The sequence below is a fragment of the Streptomyces sp. SID8374 genome (assembly GCF_009865135.1).
Lineage (GTDB): Bacteria > Actinomycetota > Actinomycetes > Streptomycetales > Streptomycetaceae > Streptomyces.
In genome coordinates, this window is the sequence record NZ_WWGH01000002.1 from 968,879 (window position 1) to 991,825 (window position 22,947).

13 protein-coding genes (1 of these 13 running past the window's edge) are annotated in these 22,947 nt (G+C 71.9%); 12 read left to right on the top strand and 1 reads right to left on the bottom strand.

Annotated features, from left to right (window positions below; translation table 11 throughout):
• From GTY67_RS27830 to carB, 12 genes are all read left to right on the top strand, one after another.
• Positions 1-6,475, top strand: partial view of a lonely Cys domain-containing protein gene (locus tag GTY67_RS27830; RefSeq protein ID WP_161280673.1) — the 3' portion only. Its footprint begins 25,409 nt before the window's first position; only the last 6,475 of its 31,884 coding nucleotides appear in the window; the start codon falls outside the window, past its left edge; its stop codon occupies positions 6,473-6,475.
• A 55-nt stretch (positions 6,476-6,530) separates the two neighbouring features.
• A complete protein-coding gene (locus tag GTY67_RS27835) occupies positions 6,531-7,148 on the top strand; it encodes a type VII secretion system-associated protein (RefSeq protein WP_161280674.1) in 618 nt (205 codons plus the stop codon).
• Positions 7,149-7,884: 736 nt separating this feature from the next.
• Positions 7,885-8,895, top strand: a complete 1,011-nt coding sequence (locus GTY67_RS27840; protein ID WP_161280675.1) for an Inducer of phenazine A — start codon at positions 7,885-7,887, stop codon at positions 8,893-8,895.
• A gap of 258 nt (positions 8,896-9,153) precedes the next feature.
• Complete coding sequence (locus tag GTY67_RS27845; protein ID WP_161280676.1) at positions 9,154-11,400, top strand: iron-containing redox enzyme family protein; 2,247 nt, start codon at positions 9,154-9,156, stop codon at positions 11,398-11,400.
• A gap of 90 nt (positions 11,401-11,490) precedes the next feature.
• Positions 11,491-13,329, top strand: a complete 1,839-nt coding sequence (locus GTY67_RS27850) for a carbamoyltransferase (RefSeq protein ID WP_161280677.1) — start codon at positions 11,491-11,493, stop codon at positions 13,327-13,329.
• A gap of 122 nt (positions 13,330-13,451) precedes the next feature.
• Positions 13,452-13,601 (top strand): hypothetical protein, encoded by a 150-nt coding sequence (locus GTY67_RS34700; RefSeq protein ID WP_202462369.1) that lies wholly within the window; start codon positions 13,452-13,454, stop codon positions 13,599-13,601.
• A gap of 43 nt (positions 13,602-13,644) precedes the next feature.
• On the top strand, positions 13,645-14,598 hold the full coding sequence (locus GTY67_RS27855; RefSeq protein WP_093692886.1) for a TauD/TfdA family dioxygenase: 954 nt from the start codon (positions 13,645-13,647) through the stop codon (positions 14,596-14,598).
• A gap of 63 nt (positions 14,599-14,661) precedes the next feature.
• Positions 14,662-15,915: an ATP-grasp domain-containing protein gene (locus GTY67_RS27860; RefSeq protein WP_161280678.1), complete on the top strand. Its 1,254-nt coding sequence runs from the start codon at positions 14,662-14,664 to the stop codon at positions 15,913-15,915.
• A 142-nt stretch (positions 15,916-16,057) separates the two neighbouring features.
• Positions 16,058-16,348 (top strand): nitrile hydratase subunit beta, encoded by a 291-nt coding sequence (locus GTY67_RS27865; RefSeq protein ID WP_161280679.1) that lies wholly within the window; start codon positions 16,058-16,060, stop codon positions 16,346-16,348.
• Entirely contained in the window at positions 16,345-17,685 is a 1,341-nt protein-coding gene (locus GTY67_RS27870; protein ID WP_237502935.1) for a biotin carboxylase, read from the top strand. The genes GTY67_RS27865 and GTY67_RS27870 overlap by 4 nt, the downstream gene beginning before the upstream one ends.
• On the top strand, positions 17,682-18,824 hold the full coding sequence (gene carA / locus GTY67_RS27875) for a glutamine-hydrolyzing carbamoyl-phosphate synthase small subunit (RefSeq protein WP_161281621.1): 1,143 nt from the start codon (positions 17,682-17,684) through the stop codon (positions 18,822-18,824). The genes GTY67_RS27870 and carA overlap by 4 nt, the downstream gene beginning before the upstream one ends.
• Positions 18,817-22,206 carry a carbamoyl-phosphate synthase large subunit gene (gene carB, locus GTY67_RS27880; RefSeq protein WP_161280680.1) on the top strand — a complete coding sequence of 1,130 codons (3,390 nt, stop codon included), beginning with the start codon at positions 18,817-18,819 and terminating at the stop codon, positions 22,204-22,206. The genes carA and carB overlap by 8 nt, the downstream gene beginning before the upstream one ends.
• On the opposite strand, the gene GTY67_RS27885 is transcribed toward carB, so the two are convergent.
• Positions 22,128-22,775 carry a LysE family translocator gene (locus tag GTY67_RS27885; protein WP_093686234.1) on the bottom strand — a complete coding sequence of 216 codons (648 nt, stop codon included), beginning with the start codon at positions 22,773-22,775 and terminating at the stop codon, positions 22,128-22,130. The genes carB and GTY67_RS27885 overlap by 79 nt on opposite strands.
• Positions 22,776-22,947 lie beyond the last annotated feature (172 nt).

The following is a 22,947-nucleotide window of genomic DNA, read 5'->3' on the forward strand; positions in this document are numbered from 1 at the left end:
TCTGCGGCCGCAGGACTTCACGATCACGGCGCGGGGCCGGAGCCGGGTGCCGGGCCAGGGGGTCACTGCGGACCTGGCCGGGCAGATCGGCCGGGGAGAGCTGGGCCGCCAGGCCACCATCGGCGTCACGTCACCGCGTCACGCCGCCGCCCTGGACGCCCTGGACGCGCTGCGCCGCACCGACCGGGACCTCCGCTCCGGGCCGCTGGACGTGGACGCCGTCGCCCGCCGGATCTGGCACCTGGGCCCGTCGGTGTTCGTCGACCCGGAGATGCGGCGCGACCTGTTCACCCTGACCGGCCGGGCCATCGCCGCCGGGCGGGCCACCAGTCTGGCCGCGCTCACCGCCTTCCACCTGGAGGAGCAGGGCCTGCTCGCGGACGACCGGGCCCGGCATGTCTCGGCCGGCGGCAACCGGGTGCCGGGCCTGAACTGGACCGGAGCCGACACCGCCGGGATCGACGCCCTCTTCGTGGACCGGCTCACCACCGGTCCGACGGGCACCCCCGCCCCCACCGGGAACGCGGACATCGCGCCATGGCCGTGGGACACGACCCCGTACGCGGTGCTGGCGGAGGGCAGTCACGACCGGGTGACGGCGCAGCTGCCGGACGGCACCACGTGGGAGCTGGACGCCGACGAGTTCGCCGAGCTGGTCGCCGCCGACCTGACCCGCCACCCGCTGCCGGAGCGGGCCCCGATCGTGCTGGCCGTGCCGTCGGCCGGTGACCGCTACCTGGACCTGCCGCGCAAGCTCGCCGAGCGCACCGGCCGCACCGTCTGGGTCCACAGCGGCCTGGCCCAGCGCAACCCCGACCCGACCGCGACGAACACCATCGCCGTGCTCCACCGGGACGGCCTGCCGGACGGCACCTGGCTCCCGGTCCGCCCCGGCCTGGCGCCGGACCCGGACGACGACGCCCCGGCCTGGCACCGCGAGGTGCTGACCCAGCCCATCGTCAGCTCCCGGACCGGCGAGCAGACCGGGCGGAGCTTCCACGAGCCCGCCGAACTCGTCGGGGAGCGCGAGAGCTACCGCGACCTCGACCGCATGTCCTTCTACGTCCACTGGGACGCCGCGACCAACACGTACTCCGACAAGCGGCCGATGCCGGACCCCGGCCCGGCGGACAAGGCGTACCGGCTGGCGGGCCACGGGCTGCCGGGCGGGCTGTCCCTGCCGCTGGCCGACGGTGGCAGCCGGACCGTGGACCGGGACGAGGCGACCGGGTGGCTGCGGCGGCGCAAGAGCCTGGTGAGCCTGCCGCAGGACCACTGGGTCGACCTGGTGATCTGCCACTCCGGGGCCCCGGGCGAGGGCTCCGCGCAGGACGTCTCCCAACTCGACGGCGCCCTGCCCGCGGCGTTCACCGCCGACCCGCTCGGCGACGACGCCCTCTCCCTCGGCCAGCACCTGGCGAACCAACTGCGGCGCACCACCCGGCTGTCGTACTCCTCCCAGGGCGTGGTCCGGTTCGGCGACGGTCCGGTGCGCGTGCTGGCCACCGATGCCCAGGGACGCCCCTGGTGGTGGGAGACCAGCCGCCCGGAACCGGACGACGCGGAACTCGACCGGCTGGCGGAGCAGGCCGGATTCCAGGGCGAGCCGTCCCCGCACGTCCGGTCCGAACTACTGCGTGTCGTCCGCGCGTTGAAGCTGGTCATGGGACCGGACGTGGTCGTGGCCGACGACTTCCCCGCGCTGGTCGCCGGGGCCGCAGCGGTCGTCAACATGTGGTTCGCCGACCCGGACCTCCAGCCCACCGGCCCGTTCTGGCCGCAGCTGCTCAGCCGGGTGATCGCGGCACATCCCCTCGCGGCGGGCGGCGTCGACGGCGACATCACCCGCCAGGTGCTGGCCGATGCGGCGAAGGCGTGGCGGGACTCGGGCGCCGCCCTGCCGGTGAGCAGCTTCGTCCCGCTCCCGCAGCTGCGTACGGCGGCGAGCTGGCTCTCCGACCCGGCGGCGGTGGACCAGGCGGCGGTCGACGCGCTGCGGCTCGCCGATCCCGCCGACGCGCCCGCGCACCGGACCCGGATGTTCTGGGCGCGGGTCCGCGCCGAGGAGGCGCTGCCCGGCCCCGGCCCGGCCGCCGACGCGCTGACCGTACGCGCCCTCCGCCTCGACCCGGCCATCCAGCTGGACGACGCCCTGCGCGACCGGGCCCGCGCCCTGCTCACCCAGGGCTTCGCGGCGGGCCGGAACATGGCCGACCCGGACGTGGTGGGCGCGTACGCGGTCGAGGCGGCCGGAGCCCTCGCGGCGCCCGCGCTGCTCACCACGGTCGGCGCCGCGTTCGGCTCCGGCCGGGACTGGCGCGGCCTCGCGAACCTGCTGCCCCGGCTGGACAGCTTCCGGGTCGCGGACACGACGGTGGACGCGCCGTGGGCCGGACAGGACACGACCGGCAAGGACAGGCCGGTGCCCTACGCCGTACGGGCCTCGGTCGACCTGGAGGACAGCGGCCACGTCCAGGTGACCCTGGGCGCGGACTCCTACCGGCTGACGGCCGCCGAGTTCGCCGAACTGCTCGCCGCCGACGCCGACTTGCGGGGCCTCCCGCCTGCGACGCCGGTGCTGCTGCTCCTCGACGGGCTCAGCGGCCCCAGCCCGGCGGTCGCCGAGACCGTCTCCCGGAGGCTGGGCCGTCCCGTGTGGTGGAGCACGTCCCCGGTGGAGCTGTCCGCCCCGGACGCGGCCGAGGGCGAACTCCCGGTGCTGGCAACCGACTTCTTCACGATGAACCAACCCAGCGCCACGGACTGGCGGTTCACCGCCCCCGCCACCCCGGACCTGGGCGTGCCGACGGTACCTGCCACACGGGCACCGGGCCCGGGTGCGCCGACGCCGGCCACGAACAGCGACCTGTCCGCCGCCCCTGCCCGGAGCGGCGACCCGTCCGCCGGCTCTCTTCGTGGCGGCGCCACGGCTGTCGCCCCCGCCCGGGGTGGTGACCTGTCCGCCGGCTCTCTTCGTGGCGGCGCCACGGCTGTCGCCCCCGCCCGGGGTGGTGACCCGTCCGCCGAATCCCTTCGTAACAGCGCCCCGTTCACCGCTCCCGCCCAGATCAGCGACCCGTCCGCCGATTCCCCTCGTAACAGCAACACGGCCACCGGCCCCACCCGGAACAGCGATCCGTTCACCGGCCCCGCCCGGGACGGCGCAGCCACCGGCTCCCCCCGAAACCCCCGCAGTTCCGTCGGCGGCGACCCCATGGAGGGCGTCGAGTCCACCTCCGTACCGACAGCGCCCGCGCTCCCCGCCACGGTGAAGGCCCTCCAGCCCCTGCCGCCCCGGACCTTGGTCGCGTACGGGCGGGACGAGACGAGCCCGTCCGCGCAGGGGGACCGGACCCTGGAGCTGCTCGCGGCCCAGGTGGCGGCCACCGGTCTGCGCAACCGGCGGGCGGGCGCGGCCCTGCCCCGGGTCGAGGTCACCGGCTACGGCGCCGAGGTCGGTCCCGACCGGGCGCCCACCGGTTCGCCCGGAAGGCGGCGGGCCTTCACCGCGCGCCAGCGCTTCACCCGGCTGCTGGCGAGCGAACTGGAGCGGCTGCAACGGGAGCTGCCGGTCGGCGAACCGCGCCTGACCGCCGAGGACTTCCCCATCGTCGTACGGGCCATGGCCCGGGTGCCCGCCGACTGGGTGGGCACCGGTGCCCTCGCCCAGGTGAGCCGGGCCGAGATGGGCCGCCAGGCGGTCATCGCCCTCCGACTGCCGCCTGACGCGGCGGCGGTGCAGAGACTCGACAGCCTCCGCCGCCGCGACCGCGCGCTGCGGACCCGCCCCCTGGACGTGGACGCCATCGCCCGCCGCGTCCTGCACCTGGACCCCGGGGCCACTGTCCAACAGGACGACAGGCAGGAGCTGTTCGGCCTGGTGGGCCGGGCCACGGCGGCCGGGCGGGCGACCGGGTTCGCCGCGCTGGCCGCGTACCACCTCTCCGAGCTGGGGGTGACCGCGCCGGGCCGCGCGCACCACTTCACCGTGGGCGGCAGCCGCGTACCGGGCCTCAACTGGGGGGCAGACGACGTCATCGCGCTGGACACCACCCGGAGCGATCTGCTGGAGGAGGACCCCGCAGGCGGCTACGACGTCGTCAGCACCTCACCGGCCCCCTGGCCGGGCACCACGACCCCGTACGTGGTGGCCGCAGAAGGCGGGTACGACCGGGTGGAGGCGCGGCTCCCGGACGGCTCGGTACGGGAGCTGGGCGTCGAGGAGTTCGTGGAGCTGGTCGCGGCCGACCTGGCCCGGGAGGCGCTGCCGCCGGACACGCCGATCGTGCTCGCCGTACCCTTCGCCGCCGACGGCTACCTCGACCTGCCCCGCAGGCTCGCCGACCGCACGGGCCGCACGGTGTGGGCGCACAGCGGCCGCATCACCGTCGAGTCCGCCCCCGGGGACCCGAGCACCATCGACGTCGTCCGCACCCCGAAGACCCCCCGGGGCGACTGGATCGCCAGCGAGCCGGGGCTCGGGCCGGACACCGACGACGACGGGCCCGACTGGCACCACGACGTGGTGACCCGGGCCCTCGTCAGCGCGCTCAGCGGCCGCCAGATCGGCCGGGCCTCCCACCATCCCGCCGAGTTCGCCCGGGACTTCGAGGAGCACGACCGCCACCTGGACCGTATGGCGACCTTCGTCCACGACCACCCGGCCACCGGCCGCACCTCCGGCGAGTACGACCTGCCGCGGCCGGGTCCCGAGGACCGCGCGTACCGGCTGGACCTGCACGGCTCTCCCGGCAGCCTGACGCTGGCCTTGCGCGACGGCACCACCCGTGACGTCGACGAGCGGGAGGCCGGACCGTGGCTGCGCCGCCGCAAGAGCCTGATGACCCTGCCCGAGGACCACTGGGTCGACCTCGTCGTCTGCTGGAGCGGAGCCCCCGGCGACAGTGCCGTACCGAGGCCGAGCACGGCCTCCGACGCGTATGGCGGCCCCTTTGTCGCCGACCCGCTGGCCACCGTCTCGATGGGCCAGCACGTGGCCAACGCCACCGGGCGCGCGGTGCGCATCGCCTACGGGCTCCAGGGCACCCGGCGGAGCAACGGCCGTTACCAGCGCACCCTGTTCGCCGATGCCCAGGGGCGCCACAGGGCCTGGGCGCTGGCCCGGCCCGAACCCGACGAGGACGAGCTGGACCGGCTGGCGGAGGTGGCCGGGGTGAGCCCCGGCGACGGCGAGGTGTCGGACGAGATGCGTACGGCGACGCTGCGCCTGGTGCGGGCGCTGCGGTTCACCCTCGGCCACGACATCGACGACGACCCGGACTTCGACGACCTGCTGCGCGGCGCGGCGGCGGTGGACCAGATGTGGCGCAGCGATTCCGACTTCCAGGAGGCCGGCCCGTTCACGCTGGACCTGCTCCACCGGGTCGTCGCCGCACACCCGGAGGCCGCCGCCGGGGTGGACGGGCAGACCGCCCGCCGGGTGCTGGCCGCCGCCGCTGAGCAGTGGGCCCGCTACCCCGGCGACGGGCTCGTCAGCTTCGTCGACCTGCCCGCGGTGGAGGCCGCCGCCCAGTGGCTGGCGGAGGGGGATGTGGAGGACGAGGCCGCCGCCGTCCTGCGCCTGCGCACCGACGAGGTGGGAGAGGCGGAGATGTCCCGGATGTTCTGGGCGCGGGTCAAGGCCGAGGAGACGCTGCCGGGGACGGGCCCGGACGCGCGGGAGTTCGCCGCCCGGGTCCTTCACCGTGAGCCGGACCCGAGCACCGCCCACGCCCGCCGCGCCGAGGCACTCGACGTGCTGACCCGGGCCTTCGCGGTGGGCCGGGAGGCGTCCGCCCCCGACGTCGCGGCGGCGTACGCGCTGAAGGAGGCCGGTGCGTACGACGACACCGCACTCGACACGGTGCAGGGTGCGTCGCACGGCACCGGCCGCGACTACACCGACGGCCTGGCGCAGGACGTGGACCTGGCGCGGTTCCGTACCCCGTCGGGCCTGGTGGACGCGCCCTGGGCGCAGGGGAAGGACCGGCCCGTCCCCTATCTGGTGCGGGTCGGGGCCGATGCGGACGACCCCGATCTCGTCGAGGTGTCCTGGGGCGGCGACACGTACGAGACGACGGTCGACGAGTTCGCCGAAATCCTTGCCGCCGACCTGGAGTTGGCCCCTGCCGAGCTGACCGTACCGATCGTCCTGGCCCTCCCGGGCCCGGCCGCCGACACCGCCGACCTCGCGGACCGCATCGCCCGCAGGCTGGGCCGCACTGTCTGGTGGACCGGCTTCCCGGTCGACCTCTCCGGCACCGGTGACACCGGCGACGCGGTGCTCACCCTGCACCGGACGGCCGACGGCACCACCCCGGGGCCCGCCCCCTGGCAGCGGGCCCGCCCGGCGCACCCCGCCTCGGCCGAGGACGCCCCGCGCCCGGTCCCGGCCCCGCTGCCCCGCTCCACGCGGAGCGACGAGGAGCGCACCGGACCGACCGGCCGCACCGGGACACCCGCCCCGGCTCCCTGACCACCGCCTCCACCCGCACCCCCGAACTCCCGCACCCCCAGTGAACGAGGACACGATGAGTGAGCCCGGCGCCCAGCCCGCCATCTCCCCCCTGGACCCCGCACCCCCGGAGGAGTTCGTCGAGGCCGCCCGGCTCGCGCCCGACCACTGGCTCTACCTGACCGACCCCGCCTGGCGCGGGGAGGGCCCGCCGCCGGAATGGGCCGTCATCGGCCAGTGGCGCTCGGACCGTGCGGGCGAGATCGTCGAGTGGGAGGACAACCCGGAGTACCGCCCGTCGCCCGAGGCGATGGGGTGGCCCGAGCCCGCCGACGAGGTGGACCGGGCCGTCCAGCTCGCCACCACCGGCTACGGCCCCGCCGAGGACGTCACCGCCGCCCTGGCCAGGGCCGAGGTCGCGGTGCCGGTCACGGCGGACGGTGACCCGGTGAGCGCGTCGGCACCCGACGGCACGGCGGTGGTCCCCGTCTACACCTCCCCGCGCTACCTCCGTAGCCTCGGGCAACTGGGCTCCGTAACGCTGCCGCTCACCGATCTGCTCGCCCGCATCCCCGCAGGCCACAGCCTCTGCCTCAACAGCTCGGCCCCGGTCAGCATGGTGCTGACGACGGAAGGGCTCGCGGACGTGCTGGCACAGGCGGCGGGGGAGGGGACCACGGCCCCCACCGCCTGAGGCGTATCCGCCGTCGGCCCGCCCCCTGAGGCGTGTCCGGCCGCAGGCGCACCCTCGGAGGCGTGTACGCCGCCGGTGCCAGCGCGGGCAGGACGCGCTCCCAGATCTCCGCGATGCGCTCGGGCAGATCCTGGCGTCCGGTTGCCGACTGCGCCTGCATCTGGGCCACGGTGCACGCGTTGACCAGGACGCGGGCCCAGCGCGCCACGGCCGCGTCCAGTGCGAGTTCATCCCGCTCCTCGGCGGCCCGCAGATCCTTGGTCAGCACCTCGGCCCACTGCTGATCGCGGCCACGCTCGCCCCGGCGAAGGCCTCGGCCACCGCGTGGAGGATGGCGGCTCGCGCCGGTCCACCTCACGGCCGAGGTCGGTGCGCACCTGGAGGCGGCGGAGACCCATAACACCGCGTTCCCGCCCGCCCTCTACGGCCGGTCGCGTGGCGAACGGGCCGACGCCCGGGCCACGTTCGCCGGGGCGCTGCGGCCGGAGGCGCCAGATCGTCCATCCAATCGGTTGTCATGTTCCGTGCATAAGTGGGGGCTGTGCAGCGACACAGCCCCCACTCACGCACATGAACGCCTTTGTCGCCTCTGTCCCCCCTTCGGGAACGCGCAACGCGGGTTCCCGACCACCGGGCCCCCTTCATCCAGGACTCCCGACGGACGAAGCTCGTCACGTACGGCGCACGAGATACGCCCGTCGGAAGAGCGAGTCCTGAATCGAGGAGCGTCCTGCCCGTGAAATCCCAGCGCGAACTCCTGACCCCCCAGATGCTGCGGTACGACGATTTCGACGACCGTGCGGAAACCCGCTACCTGCCCTACCTGATGTATTTCCACCGGGCGGACTACCGCTCCGCGACGATAAACACCGACCGGCTGGGATTCAGGATCTCCCACGGCTCCGGTGAACAGGCATCGGTGGCGAATCCGCCCAAAGGCCCGGTCCGGCTGCTGGCCGGCAGCTCCACCCCGTTCGGGATCGGGGCGACCGCCGACACCGCCACCATGGCGTCGCGCCTCTGGACCCGGTACGCGCCCTCCGTCCCCTGGCTCAACTTCGCCGGGCGCAGCCACAACTCGATGCAGGAGCTGCTGCTGTTCCTGATGCACCGGGAGCTGGTCCCCGAGATCGACGAGATCGTCGTGTTCTCCGGCCTCAACGACCTCGCGCTCAGCCGGCTGCCCGACGCCCAGCGCGGCGACCACGGCGGGTTCTTCAACTGCGGTGAATACTTCGACCGGATGGAGGAGCTGCGCGCCTCCCACCGCAAGCCCAGGCGGGGCTTCGGCCGGCGCCCCGGAGCGGTGGGCGAAGAGCCGCATGTGGTGCCCCCGCTCGCGGACCGGATCGCGTACGCCGTCGACCTGACCTCCCGTCACCTCGCCGCACTCCGCCTGCTCGCCGGGCGGACCGGCGCCCGCATCACCTACGTGCTACAGCCCCTGGCGACCTGGGTGCGGGAGTCCGGCCCGCGCGAGGAGAGGGCGATCTTCGGCGAGCTCGACGGGATCTCCAACTTCTGGGAGCTGTACGGCGACATCGCCACGCTGGAGACCGGCCGCCGGTACGCCGACGCGCTCCAGGCCGCCTGCAAGGAACAGGACATCCGCTTCCTGGACCTGAGCCCCGTGGTCGCCGATTCCGTCAAGGACGACGACTGGCTCTATGTGGACCGCGCCCATTTCACCGACCACGGTACGGAAATCGTCTCCGGCCTCCTCGCCGAATCCCTCGGGCTTTCCTGAACGGCCCCGATCCGATTCGGTCCGGCCCTGTACTCCCTTGAAACTCCCTTGACGCAAGAGAGGGCTATTCAGCCATGTCGTTCGTACGAAACCTCATCGCGAAAGTGTTCCGGCGCAGGCGGAAGCCCAAGAACGACGCCTCCATCTACCCCATGTTCTGACCGTCCGCGACGGAAAGCACGCGACGGAGAGCCAGCGACCGAGAGCACGCGACGAGGGCACGCGCCACCGAGAGCACGCGACCGAGAGAGGGGAACGATGCACAGCCAACAGGCAGCTGCCACGGCCACGCTGTCCGCAGAGCATCAGGCGGGCCGCCCGCACGGGCTGCCGGGGGACGGCGGCTCCGCGCGGACCGTCTACGCGTACGCGACGGACCCGGAAGCGTCCCTCCCCGAGGGCCGGTTCGTCGAGGAGGTACGGACCGTCCTGCGCCGCCACGCCACGGCCACGGACGACGGCTCCCTCGACGCCCTCGTACGGCAGGCCGCCGACTGGGGGGCCGCCGAACGCGAGCGCTACCGCACCCTGGCCGGTGACGAAGAAGGCCCCGAAGGCCACCACCAGGTACTGGTCCGCCGGGCCGTCCTCGGCTGCGCCCCGCTGGCACTCCTGTCCGGGGCCTGGCTGCAATGGCTCAGCGCCCCCGGCAACGCCGACGACCCCCTCGTGCTGCGCATCCTCGCCCTGTACGCCTCCGACGTGGGCGCCGGCCACCCGGCGGCCTCCCGGGGCAGCGCCTACCTCGAACTGCTGCGCCGCCTGCGGCTCGCCGAGAACGCGGCACCGGCCGCCCGGCTCACCGGCGACCAGCGCATCCCGGACGGGGCGTTCCGCCTCCCGGCGCTGCTCCTGGCGATGAGCCGGCGCCCCGACGACTTCCGGGGCGAGATCCTCGGCGCCGATCTGTGCCTGCGAGCCGTCGGGCTGCTGCCCGCCCTGGAGCTGGTACGGGAGGTGCTGCCGACCGGGGCGGAATGGCCGGCCCTCGACCCGGGCCAACTGCGCTGCACCGAAGGGCCCTTGCCCGTCGAACAGTGCCGCGCGGCGGTGGACGCGCTGGTCGCGGTGGAGGGCGAGCGGGGGGCGGCCGCGGTGCGCTCCGGCTTCCGCTGGATGCTGGCCGGCCTCCGCGACTGGTCCGAGGCGCTCCACGCCGAGCTCGTGGCGGCCGGTGACCCGGCGTTCGACATGGCCGATCTGATGCGGCTGCGGTCGCGTGAAGGCGCCGTCTACCACCACCAGTTCCTGCTGGAGGGCAAGCCCCTGGCCCGCTGGCTTGCGGAGTGCCGGACCGATCCGGGGCCGCTGCTGGACGTCCTGGCGCGCAGCAAGCTGGTCAAGCCCGGCCGTTCCGGGGCGAGTTCGCTCGTACGGGGACTGGTCAGCGAGCGCGGGCCGATGTTCCGGGTCTTCTCGCCGGAGGATCTGACGGTGATCCGGCGGTGGATCGACTCCCTGCCGGTGCGGCCCGCCGACCCCCACGGGGCGGGGGCGGAGACCGCACGGGACACCCGTCCGCCGCGTACGCCCTCCCCGGCCGCCGGACCGCAGGACCCCCTCGCCGCCGTCGCCGGAGCCCTGCGGGCAGGCGCCCGCTCCCCGGGCCGCACCCCGTCCGGGCTGCGTGAGGCGTACCACCTGCTGATGACCCGTACCGACACCCCGGCCCTCCGCTCCTGGGCCATGGAGTACGTCGCCGGCTGGCTCGCCCGCTCCGGTCACGGCATGGACCGTACGGCGATGCCGCTGCCGGAGCGGTGGGGCCACGAGGGGCTGCGGCCCTGGCTCCAGGCCCAACACGACCGGCACGGAGTCGAGTTCGAGGAGAACGCGGCGATCCCCCTGCCATCGAAGGAGGCGGTCGTCGACGACACCGTACAGACGGCGCCGCTGACCCTCATCGACGGCAGCTGGCTCCAGGGGTTCACCGACTACGAGCAGGCCTCGTCCGCGATCGGGCACTCCCTCTTCGAGACGTACTGGGACGAACTCGGCAACGGCGAACCGCACTTGAACCACCCCCTCATCTACCGCGATGTCCTCAAGGAGATGGGGGTGGAGCTGCCGCCGACGGCCTCCGCCGCGTTCGCGCAGTGGCCCGGCTTCCGCGAGGAGTCCCTCGAACTCCCGGTGTACTGGCTGTGCGTGGGGCGCTTCCCGCAGACCTTCCTGCCGGAGGTCCTCGGCCTGAACCTGGCCATGGAGCTGTCGGGCGTCGGCGGCACCTACCGGCGGGCGCGCCTCGCACTCAAGGCGTACGGCTTCAGCACGCGCTTCGTGGACATCCACAACACCATCGACAACGTGGCCACCGGCCACTCCGCCTGGGCCGCCGACGCCGTGGACACCCTGCTCGCCTCGCTGCCCGACGCACCGGGGCCCGGCGCCCGGGCCGATGTGTGGAGCCGGGTGCAGGTGGGCTACCGCTCGCTCAACCCGCCCAGGAGCGTCGGCGCACGGCTCGCCGCCCGCCGCACCCGCTTCACGGGGCGCCGCAGGTGAGCCGCCTGAGGCCGACGGGCCCCACGACGCGGCGAGTCCCGCAACCCCCACCACGATCCCGTATCCGAACCCAGCCGGAGGAACGCAGCGGTGTCTGACCTCATTCTCGGAGTCTCCGCCTTCTACCACGACAGCGCCGCCGCTCTGATCGCCGACGGCGTACCCGTGGCCGCAGCCCAAGAGGAACGCTTCACCAGGCGGCGGCACGACCCCTCGTTCCCCTCCCGCGCGGTGGCGTACTGCCTCGACGAGCAGGGCGTGAGCCTGGCCGACGTCTCCGCCGTCGCCTACTACGAGGACCCCTGGCTGAAGTTCCGCCGGGTGCTGGCCACCTTCGCGGGCGCCGCGCCCACCGGCTTCGCCTCCTTCCGCGACACCCTGCCCGCCTGGCTCGGCCCCGGCGGCAAGCTGCGCACCGCCGACACCGTGCGCGCCGAACTCGCCGCGCTGGGCCGGGGCCGGGTCCCCCAGCTCTCGGTGCGCCGCCACCACGAGTCGCACGCGGTCTCCGCCTTCTTCCCGAGCCCGTACGAGTCCGCCGCCGTGCTCTGCATCGACGGCGTCGGTGAATGGGCCACGACCACCCTGTGGCACGGCCGGGGCACCGACCTGCGACCCGTCTCCGAACTCCGCTTCCCCCACTCGCTCGGCCTGCTCTACTCCGCATTCACCTACTTCTGCGGCTTCAAGGTCGACTCCGGCGAGTACAAGCTCATGGGCCTCGCGCCCTACGGAAAGCCGCGCTACGCCGACCTCATCCGCGAGAAGCTCATCGACCTCAAGCCCGACGGGTCCTTCCGCCTGGACATGCGCTACTTCGCGTACCTGCGCGGCCAGGTCATGACCGGACGCGGCTTCGAGAAGCTCTTCGGCGGGCCGCGCCGCACCTCCGAATCCCCGCTCACGGAGCGGGAGTTCGACCTCGCCGCCTCCGTGCAGGCGGTGACCGAGGAGGCGGTGCTCCGGCTCGCCCGGACGGCGCGCGAGCGTACGGGGGAGTCCCGGCTCTGCATGGCCGGCGGCGTCGCGCTCAACTGTGTGGCCAACGGCAAGGTGATCGACGCCGGGATCTTCGACGAGGTCTGGGTCCAGCCCGCCGCCGGTGACGCCGGGGGAGCCCTCGGCGCCGCCCAGGCCGTCGCGATGGAACGGGGCGCGCGCCGCGACCACGTGCGTACGGGGCACGACGCGATGAGCGGCTCCCTGCTCGGCCCCGCCTACGGCGACGAGGAGATCGCCGCCTACCTGGACGCGCGCTCCATCCCGTACCGCCGACTCGACAGCGACACGCTGGCCGCGCAGGTCGCGGACGGGCTCGCCCAGGGGAAGATCGCGGGCTGGTTCCAGGGGCGCATGGAGTTCGGGCCCCGGGCCCTCGGCGCCCGGTCCATCATCGGGGACCCGCGCAACCCGGACATGCAGTCGGCGATGAACCTCAAGATCAAGTTCCGAGAGTCCTTCCGCCCGTTCGCCCCGGCCGTCCTGGCCGAGGACGCCAAGGACTACTTCGACCTGCCGCAGGAGAGCCCGTACATGCTCGTGGTCTCCCAAGTCGCCGCCGCCCAGCGGCTGGAGGCCCAGGACGCCGGAGCCTCGGGGCTGGACCTGCTGAAGGTGCGGCGCTCCACCATCCCCGCCGTGACCCACGTCGACCACTCGGCGCGCGTGCAGACGGTGACCGGCCACAGCAACCCGGCCTACCACCGGCTGCTGACCGCCTTCAAGTCGCTCACCGGCTGCCCGGTCCTGGTCAACACGTCATTCAACGTACGCGGCGAGCCGATCGTCAACTCCCCGCAGGAGGCCTACACGTGCTTCATGCGGACCGACATCGACCTGCTGGCGCTCGGCAACTTCCTGCTGGAGAAGAGCGAACAGCCCGCTTGGACGGAAGCGTCCGACTGGCGCGACGAGATCCCTCTCGACTGAACGCCCTGCCCGGCCACTTCCCGCTCCTGCGCCGCCGCCACGGGAGAACACGAGAAGCAGCCACGGCAGAACAAGAGAAGCCGCCACATGGGCACCACGAGAAACGGACGGAACGAACACCCATGCGTACCTTCCTGCTCCTCATCGCCTACTACCTCGTCGTGACCCCCGTCGGCCTGCTGAGCCGACTGGCCCACGACCCCCTGGCCCGCCGCTGGAACCGGCGCGCCGACACGTACTGGAACGCGCCGGCTCCCTCACCGGCCCGCTGAGCGATGCAACGAGGGCGTGCAACCGACCTAACGGAGACAGACGATGACCAGCTTGCTCCAGTTCGCCCGGTACCGCGTCGAGGACAGCGCCCGGGACCTGTTGCGCAAGGAGATCTCGGCCAGGGTGTCGGAGACCAGCCTCGACTCCGACCTCGACGACGCCATCCTCGGAGGGATCGGCGCGTACGCGCTGCGGCGCCATCTGCCCGGTGACATCCTCCAGGGCAGCCAGGTGTTCACCGCGGCCGGCTCCCACGCGCTACTCCTGTCCAACCTGCCCACCCAGGACTTCCCCGCCACCCCGGTCAGCGGCTTCGCCGACGAGAGCGAACTCGCCGTGACCAACGCGGTCCACCTGGGCCTGATCCGGCTCCTCGGCTGCACGCCGTTCGCGGTGAGTTACGAGAACGACGGCCGGCTCATCCGCAATGTGGTGCCCAACCCGGCGGCCTCCGGAACGACCAGCTCGTGGGGCGCCGACTCGGAGTTCTTCTGGCACTCCGACAACCCGCACCAGCCCTTCGGCCCGCCCGGATCCGACCCCCGGCTCTACACACCGCCGTACCTCACCTTCTTCGCCATACGGAACGAGGAGCGGATCCCCACCGAGATCGCGGCCCTCGACGACGTCGTCGTACGACTCGACGAGGAGACCCGATCCGCCCTCACCGCACCGGAGTTCGAGGTCGGCGCCCCCGACTCCAACGACGAGGGGACGATCGGCCCCCTGGTGAAGACCCCGGTCCTGGAGTCCGGCCCGGACGGCCGCCACCGCGCCCGCTACGACCGCGGCACCACGACCGGCCTCACCCCCGCCGCCCAACAGGCGCTGGAACGCTGGCGAGAAGTCCTGCTGGACATCCCGTCGGCCGATCTCGTCCTCCGGCCCGGCGACTTCATGATCTTCGACAACCTCCGCGTGCTGCACCGCCGCAAGGCGTTCACCCCGCACCCCAACACTACGGCCCGCTGGCTCCGCCGCTGCTACGCCGCCTGAACCGGCACGACAACTCCCCCTCGTTCCACCGCACATACCACCTACCACCTCGAAGGGAACCCCATGGGCAAGTACCGCGTGGCAGTCATCGGCGGCCGGCCGGCACCGGTCGCGGGAGCCAAGGAACTCGGCATCGACGTCGTTCTCGTCCATGAGGAGGGCGCCTACGACGTGGCCGTCGGCCAGCACTGCGAGCGCATCATCCACGGCCCCCTGGACGACGGCCCGGCCATCCTCGAACTCCTGAAGCCGCTGCACGCCGAGAGCCCGTTCGACCGAGTCCTCACCACCACCGAACCGGCCGCCGAGTCCACCGGCTTCGTCGTGGACGCCCTCGGCCTGCCCGGCGTCAGCGAGTTCACCGCCCGCGCCCTCAAGGACAAGGCGCTCACGCGGAAGTTGCTGGACGAGCACGGCATCAGCCCCGTGCGCTACCGCATGGTGCACAGCGCGGACGAGATCGCCGCGTTCCGGGCCGAGGTCGGCGACCGGATCATCGTCAAACCGGTGGACGGCGTCGCCAGCCTGCACATCCACCCCGTCGACGGACCCGAGGACGCCGCGAAGGCCTGGCAGGCGCTCCAGGCGGCGGACATCTCGACCGTCATCGCCGAGGAGTACCTCGACGGCCCCGTCGTCAGCGTCGACTCCTTCTCGCACGCGGGCCGCCACCTCACCATCGGCTACTCCGAGTACCGCATGAACGAGCGGTACGTCGAGTGGGAGGTCAGCACCCCCAGCCGGTACGCCACCCCGTGGCTCACCGAACTCCGGGAGCTCACACCGAAGTTGCTGGACGCCGTCGGCCTCACCGAAGGGCCCTCGCACAGCGAGTTCGTCCTCACCCCCAAGGGCCCTCGTGTCCTCGAATCCCACGCCCGGCTGGCCGGCAGCGGCGCCCCCGAGCTGGTCCGCCGCGCCTTCGGCCTCAACCTCAACCGGATGTTCCTCACGGTCCCGCTCGGCATCGACGAGCTGCCGGAGACCTCGCCCGAGCCGCTGGGCGGCGCCGCGGTCCGCTTCTTCACACCGGAGCCGGGCACGGTCGACGCGATCGAGGTGGACGACGACGCGGCCGACGCCATCCGCCGGGTCCCGAAGGACGAGAAGCAGTACGTCTTCCTGCCGTACCTGGACGAGTTCGTCGATACGGCGGTGGCGGCGGTGATCGGCAAGAGCGTCGGGGAGACCGTGCCCCCGCTGCTGACCGTCGCCGACTGCGTCTCCGGGTACGTCATCGCCTCCGGGCGCGACGCGGACGATGCCGTGGCCAAGTGCGAGGCGACGAACGACCGGATCCGCTTCAAGACGAGCTGAGGGCGGAGCGGCCTTCGGGGGCCTGCTCGGCCTCGCGCCCCGAAAGCCAGGGCGGCCGGGACCTCCGCCCGAGGCCCCGTCCGCCCGGCCCACCTTCTCTCCACGTCGCCCCTGCCTCCTGCCTCCTGGGATGGACTCACCCATGAACACGATCATTTGCCCCGTCGTGGCGGAGGGGTCCCGGCCGGACCCCGTCGCCCAGTTGCACACCGTCCGCCAACTGGTCGAGGAGCGGTACAGCAGCGAGCAGCCCCTCGCCCGCGCCGCGCTCCACCTGATCGACTGCGCCACCGACATCGTGGGCCAGCTCCCGGACGGCGACCTGGACGCGGCCCGCGGTGCACTCGGCTCGGCCCGGGCCGCCGTGGTCTCCGCGACCTTCGCGGTGGGCCGGGTCCGGGACCTGTCGGCCACCGGAGCCGATCAGGCATGAGCGAACACAGCGAACCCAGCGAACACAGCGAACCCAGCGAACACAGCGAACCCAGCGAACACAGCGAACCCAGCGGACACGGCGAACCCAGCGGTCACATCATCGTCATCCACCGCTGGCGTGACCGGCACGCCCACTACGAGGAGTACGTCGACCACCGCACCCACCGGGTCACCTACGTGACCACGGAACTGGCCCTCGACTCCGTGCCCGGCGGCGCGGCGGCCGCCCGTACGGTCCCGGCCACCGACGACCTCGACGCCGTCTGGCGCGCGGTGACCGAGCTGCGAACCCATTTCGGTGTGCCCGAGCGCGTGGTGGCCCTCAACGAAGGGGACCTCGACACCGCAGCCGTCGTCCGTGAGCGGCTGGGCTGCGCCGGCCAGACCCCCGACGCCCTGGCGCGCTTCCGGGACAAGCTCACCATGAACCAGGTGACTGCCGAGGCCGGGATACCGGCCCCCGCCTTCGCCGACGCCCCCGACGAGGCAGCGGTCCGGGCCTTCGCCGAACACCACGGCTGGCCGGTCGTGGTCAAGCCGCGCCGGGGCACCGCCAGCCGGGGTGTCGTACGCCTCGACTCCGAGGCCGACCTGCCGCTGCTGCGCACCTCACCCCCGGAACCGCGCCTGGTCCAGGCGTTCTGCGCCGACCCGATCTTCCACATCGACGGCCTGTGGACCGGCGAGGAACTGGGCCCCTGGCGAGCCTCCCGGTACGTCAACACCTGCGTGGACTTCACCCAGGGCGAGGCGCTCGGCTCGGTCGAGGTGGACGACCCCGAACTCCTGGCCCCGCTGGGCGAGTTCACCTCCCGGGTCGCCGGGGCGCTCGGCCCGGAGCCGTGGGTCTTCCACCTGGAGGCGTTCGTCGGAACGTCGCCTGACGGCTCACCCTCGATCCAGTTCCTGGAGGCGGGGTACCGGGTCGGCGGGGCGGAGATCCCGTTCGTCTGGCGGGAGGTGCACGGCATCGACCTGGCCGGGGCCGCCGCCGACGTCCAGCTGGGCCGGCGCCCGGAACTCCCCGTACCGGACGTCTGGCGTACGGGCGGCTGGCTGCTGGTGCCTTCACCCGTACCGGCCCCCTGCCGCGTGACGGCCTGGGACCTCCCCGAACCGCCGACCCCCGACGAGGGCCCCTACACCTCCGTGATCCCGGCCGTGGGCCAGGTGGTGCCGCGCGTGGGCGGGTACGAGCACGTGGGCGCCCGGTTCCGGTTCCGGGGCGGATCGAGTGGTGACGTGGAGAAGGCGATCCTCAGGACGGCATCCCAGTTCCGGTTGGAGTGCGTACCGGAGCGGGGAGCGCGCGTGGTCTGCGGACTGGATCGATGAGGGGCAGGAGCAGGGGAGGTCCGCCCCCGTCCGCCGTACTCGTCCTGGAGGACGGCCGTGTGTTTCACGGTCGTGCTTATGGGGCCGTGGGGGAGACCTTCGGTGAGGCGGTGTTCTCGACCGGGATGACCGGTTACCAGGAAACTTTGACCGATCCGTCGTATCACCGTCAGGTGGTGGTGATGACGGCCCCGCACGTCGGGAACACCGGTGTGAATGATGAGGATCCGGAGTCGGCGCGGATCTGGGTGTCGGGGTATGTGGTCCGTGACCCTGCGCGTAAGCCGTCCAACTGGCGCTCGCGGCGGACGCTGGACGAGGAGTTGGTGGCGCAGGGTGTGGTCGGGATCAGTGGTGTCGATACGCGTGCGCTGACCCGGCATCTGCGGGAGCGGGGTGCCATGCGGGTCGGGATCTTCTCGGGGAACGCGGTCGCGGATGAGGGGACGCTGCTGGCCCGGGTGCGTCAGGCGCCGGAGATGACGGGTGCGGACCTGTCGGCTGAGGTGGCCACCAAGGAGGCGTACGTCGTTCCCGCGATCGGGGCGAAGAAGTTCACGGTCGCGGCGGTGGATCTGGGGATCAAGGGGATGACGCCGCACCGGATGGCGGAGCGGGGTATCGAGGTGCATGTGCTGCCCGCGACGGCCACTTTGGATGAGGTGTATGCGGTCAAGCCGGATGGCGTCTTCTTCTCCAACGGCCCGGGCGACCCGTCGACCGCCGACCACCCGGTCGCTCTCATGCGGGGTGTCCTGGAGCGGTCCACGCCCCTTTTCGGCATCTGTTTCGGGAACCAGATCCTGGGACGGGCGCTGGGTTTTGGTACGTATAAGTTGAAGTACGGGCATCGGGGGATCAATCAGCCGGTGCAGGACCGCACCACGGGCAAGGTCGAGGTGACCGCGCACAACCATGGCTTCGCCGTCGACGCCCCCTTGGACAAGGTCTCCGACACGGAGTTCGGCCGCGCCGAGGTGTCCCATGTCTGCCTGAACGACCAGGTGGTGGAGGGTCTCCAGCTCCTGGACCGCCCCGCCTTCAGCGTGCAGTACCACCCGGAGGCGGCTGCCGGCCCGCACGATGCCGCGTATTTGTTCGATCGTTTCGTTTCTCTGATGGAGGGCCAGCGTGCCTAAGCGCTCCGATATCCAGTCCGTCCTGGTCATCGGCTCGGGTCCGATCGTCATCGGCCAGGCCGCCGAGTTCGACTATTCCGGTACCCAGGCCTGCCGCGTCCTGAAGGCGGAGGGGTTGCGGGTCATTCTGGTGAACTCCAACCCGGCCACGATCATGACCGACCCCGAGATCGCCGATGCCACCTATGTGGAGCCGATCACCCCGGAGTTCGTCGAGAAGATCATCGCGAAGGAGCGCCCTGACGCCCTCCTGCCCACCCTGGGCGGCCAGACCGCGCTGAACACGGCGATCTCCATGCACGAGCAGGGGGTGCTGGAGAAGTACGGTGTCGAACTGATCGGCGCGAATGTGGAGGCGATCAACAAGGGCGAGGACCGCGACCTGTTCAAGGGCGTTGTCGAGGCGGTGAAGGCGAAGATCGGCTACGGCGAGTCCGCCCGCTCGGTGATCTGCCACTCCATGGACGACGTCATCAAGGGCGTTGACACCCTCGGCGGCTACCCCGTCGTCGTGCGCCCCTCCTTCACCATGGGCGGCGCGGGTTCCGGGTTCGCCCACGACGAGGAGGAGCTGCGCCGTATCGCCGGCCAGGGCCTCACCTTGTCTCCGACCACTGAGGTGCTCCTGGAGGAGTCGATTCTGGGGTGGAAGGAGTATGAGCTGGAGCTGATGCGGGACAAGAACGACAATGTCGTGGTCGTCTGTTCCATCGAGAACTTCGACCCCATGGGCGTGCACACCGGCGACTCCATCACCGTCGCCCCGGCGATGACGCTGACCGACCGCGAGTACCAGCGGCTCCGCGATGTGGGGATTGCGATCATCCGCGAGGTGGGTGTCGACACCGGTGGGTGCAACATCCAGTTCGCCATCGACCCGGTGGATGGGCGGGTCATCGTGATCGAGATGAACCCGCGGGTTTCCCGCTCCTCGGCGCTGGCGTCGAAGGCGACGGGTTTCCCGATCGCCAAGATCGCCGCGAAGCTGGCGGTGGGGTACACGCTGGATGAGATTCCGAACGACATCACGGAGAAGACCCCGGCGTCGTTCGAGCCGACTCTCGACTATGTGGTGGTGAAGGCTCCGCGGTTCGCGTTCGAGAAGTTCCCCTCCGCCGACTCGACCCTGACGACGACGATGAAGTCGGTGGGGGAGGCGATGGCGATCGGCCGGAACTTCACCGAAGCCCTCCAGAAAGCGCTGCGCTCGCTGGAGAAGAAGGGCTCCCAGTTCGCCTTCACCGGCCCCACCGGGGACAAGAAGGAGTTGCTGGAAGAGGCCGTACGCCCCACGGACGGTCGGATCAACACCGTCATGCAGGCGATCCGGGCCGGTGCGACGCAGGAGGAGGTTTTCGAGGCGACGAAGATCGACCCGTGGTTCGTGGATCAGCTTTTCCTGGTCAAGGAGTACGCGGACGAGCTGGCCGCTGCGGACAAGCTGGAGCCTGAGCTGCTGGCGGAGGCGAAGCGGCACGGGTTCTCCGACGCCCAGATCGGTGAGATCCGGGGTCTGCGCGAGGATGTGGTGCGCGAGGTGCGGCATGCGCTGGGGATTCGGCCGGTGTACAAGACGGTGGATACGTGTGCGGCGGAGTTCGCGGCGAAGACGCCGTACTTCTACTCCTCCTACGACGAGGAGTCCGAGGTCGCCCCCCGCACCAAGCCCGCGGTGATCATTCTGGGGTCGGGGCCGAACCGGATCGGGCAGGGCATCGAGTTCGACTACTCCTGCGTCCACGCCTCCTTCGCGCTGTCGGATGCGGGGTACGAGACGGTGATGGTCAACTGCAACCCGGAGACGGTCTCCACGGACTACGACACCTCCGACCGGCTCTACTTCGAGCCGCTCACCCTGGAGGACGTCCTGGAGATCGTCCACGCCGAATCCCTGGCCGGTCCGATCGCCGGGGTCATCGTGCAGCTGGGTGGTCAGACGCCGCTGGGTCTGGCGCAGGCGCTGAAGGACAACGGGGTGCCCGTCGTCGGCACGTCCCCGGAGGCGATCCACGCGGCCGAGGACCGTGGCGCGTTCGGCCAGGTCCTCGCCGAGGCAGGGCTCCCGGCCCCGAAGCACGGGACGGCGACCACGTTCGCCGGGGCGAAGGCGATCGCGGACGAGATCGGCTACCCGGTCCTGGTCCGGCCGTCCTATGTGCTGGGCGGGCGGGGTATGGAGATCGTGTACGACGAGGCCCGCCTGGCCTCCTACATCTCCGAGTCCACCGAGATCAGCCCCACCCGCCCCGTCCTGGTGGACCGGTTCCTGGACGATGCGATCGAGATCGATGTCGATGCGTTGTACGACGGCACCGAGCTCTACCTGGGCGGTGTCATGGAACACATCGAAGAGGCCGGCATCCACTCCGGCGACTCCGCCTGTGCCCTGCCCCCGATCACTTTGGGCGGGTTCGACATCAAGCGGCTGCGCGCCTCCACCGAGGCCATCGCGCGTGGTGTCGGGGTGCGGGGGCTGATCAACATCCAGTTCGCGCTGTCCGGGGACATCCTCTACGTCCTGGAGGCCAACCCCCGCGCCTCGCGCACGGTTCCCTTCACCTCCAAGGCGACCGCTGTTCCCCTGGCCAAGGCCGCCGCCCGGATCTCCCTGGGCGCGACCGTCGCCGACCTCCGCACCGAAGGGCTGCTGCCGAAGACCGGTGACGGCGGCACCCTGCCGCTGGACGCGCCGATCTCCGTCAAGGAAGCCGTGATGCCCTGGTCGAGGTTCCGGGACATCCACGGGCGGGGTGTGGACACGGTGCTGGGGCCGGAGATGCGCTCCACCGGTGAGGTGATGGGTATCGACTCCGTCTTCGGGACCGCGTACGCCAAGTCGCAGGCCGGGGCCTACGGGCCGCTGCCCACCTCCGGGCGGGCGTTCATCTCGGTGGCGAACCGGGACAAGCGCTCGATGATCTTCCCGGCGCGTGAGCTGGTCGCGCACGGGTTCGAGCTGATGGCCACCTCCGGCACCGCCGAGGTCCTCAAGCGCAACGGGATCAACGCCACGATCGTGCGCAAGCAGTCCGAAGGGGAGGGCCCGAGCGGGGAGAAGACGATCGTCCAGCTCATCCATGACGGGCAGGTCGACCTCATCGTCAACACCCCCTACGGCACCGGCGGCCGCCTCGACGGGTACGAGATCCGCACCGCCGCCGTCGCCCGCTCCGTCCCGTGCCTGACCACGGTCCAGGCACTCGCCGCGGCCGTCCAGGGCATCGACGCCCTCAACGGCGGCGACGTCGGCGTCCGCTCCCTCCAAGAACACGCCGAACAGCTCACCGCGATCGTTCTTCGGGATCAGCTCGAACTGGCCGGCATCGAGGTGTCCAAGGCGACCGAGACGGCCAGCAGGCCCAGGGCCGTTCCCATCATGTAGCGCTGCACCTTGAGCCAGGAGGGCCGACGGGCCAGGAACATGGCGATGGATCCGGCGGCCAGGACGATGCTCAGGTTGATCGTGAGGGCCACCACGATCTGGACGGAGCCCAGCACGAACCCCTGGAACAGCACGTGCCCCGAGTCCAGGTTGATGAACTGCGGGATGAGGGAGAGGTACATGATGGCGATCTTCGGGTTGAGCAGATTCGTCATCAGCCCCATCGTGAACAGCCTGCGCGGGGAGTCGTGCGGCATCTCCTGGGGCGCGAAGACGGAGACGCCCCCGGGCTTGAGGGCGGTCCAGGCGAGGTAGGCCAGGTACGCCGCACCGGCCAGCTTCACCGCGACGTACAGCTCGGGCACCGCGATGAAGACCACCGAGAGGCCGAGGTTCGTCGCCAGCAGGTAGACCAGGAACCCGACGGCAACGCCTCCGAGGGAGACGATTCCCGCCCGTCGGCCCTGGGTGATGCTCCGGGAGACGAGATAGATCATGTTCGGGCCGGGGGTGAGCACCATCCCCAGGGCGACCATCGCGACCCCGAGCACTCCGGTCAGCTCAACCATTCCTGTGCGCCGCCTTCTGTTCCGTGGCCAGTTCTGTCACTCGCATCGCTCGCCCCGTGGATTTCCGGCCCCTGTGGGAGGGCGTACCTCGGAGCAATTCGAGTGTAAGGTCAATTCTTTCCTCGGTTCAATACGAAATATTGAACTCGGTGCAATACTGTGCTTCGATGCC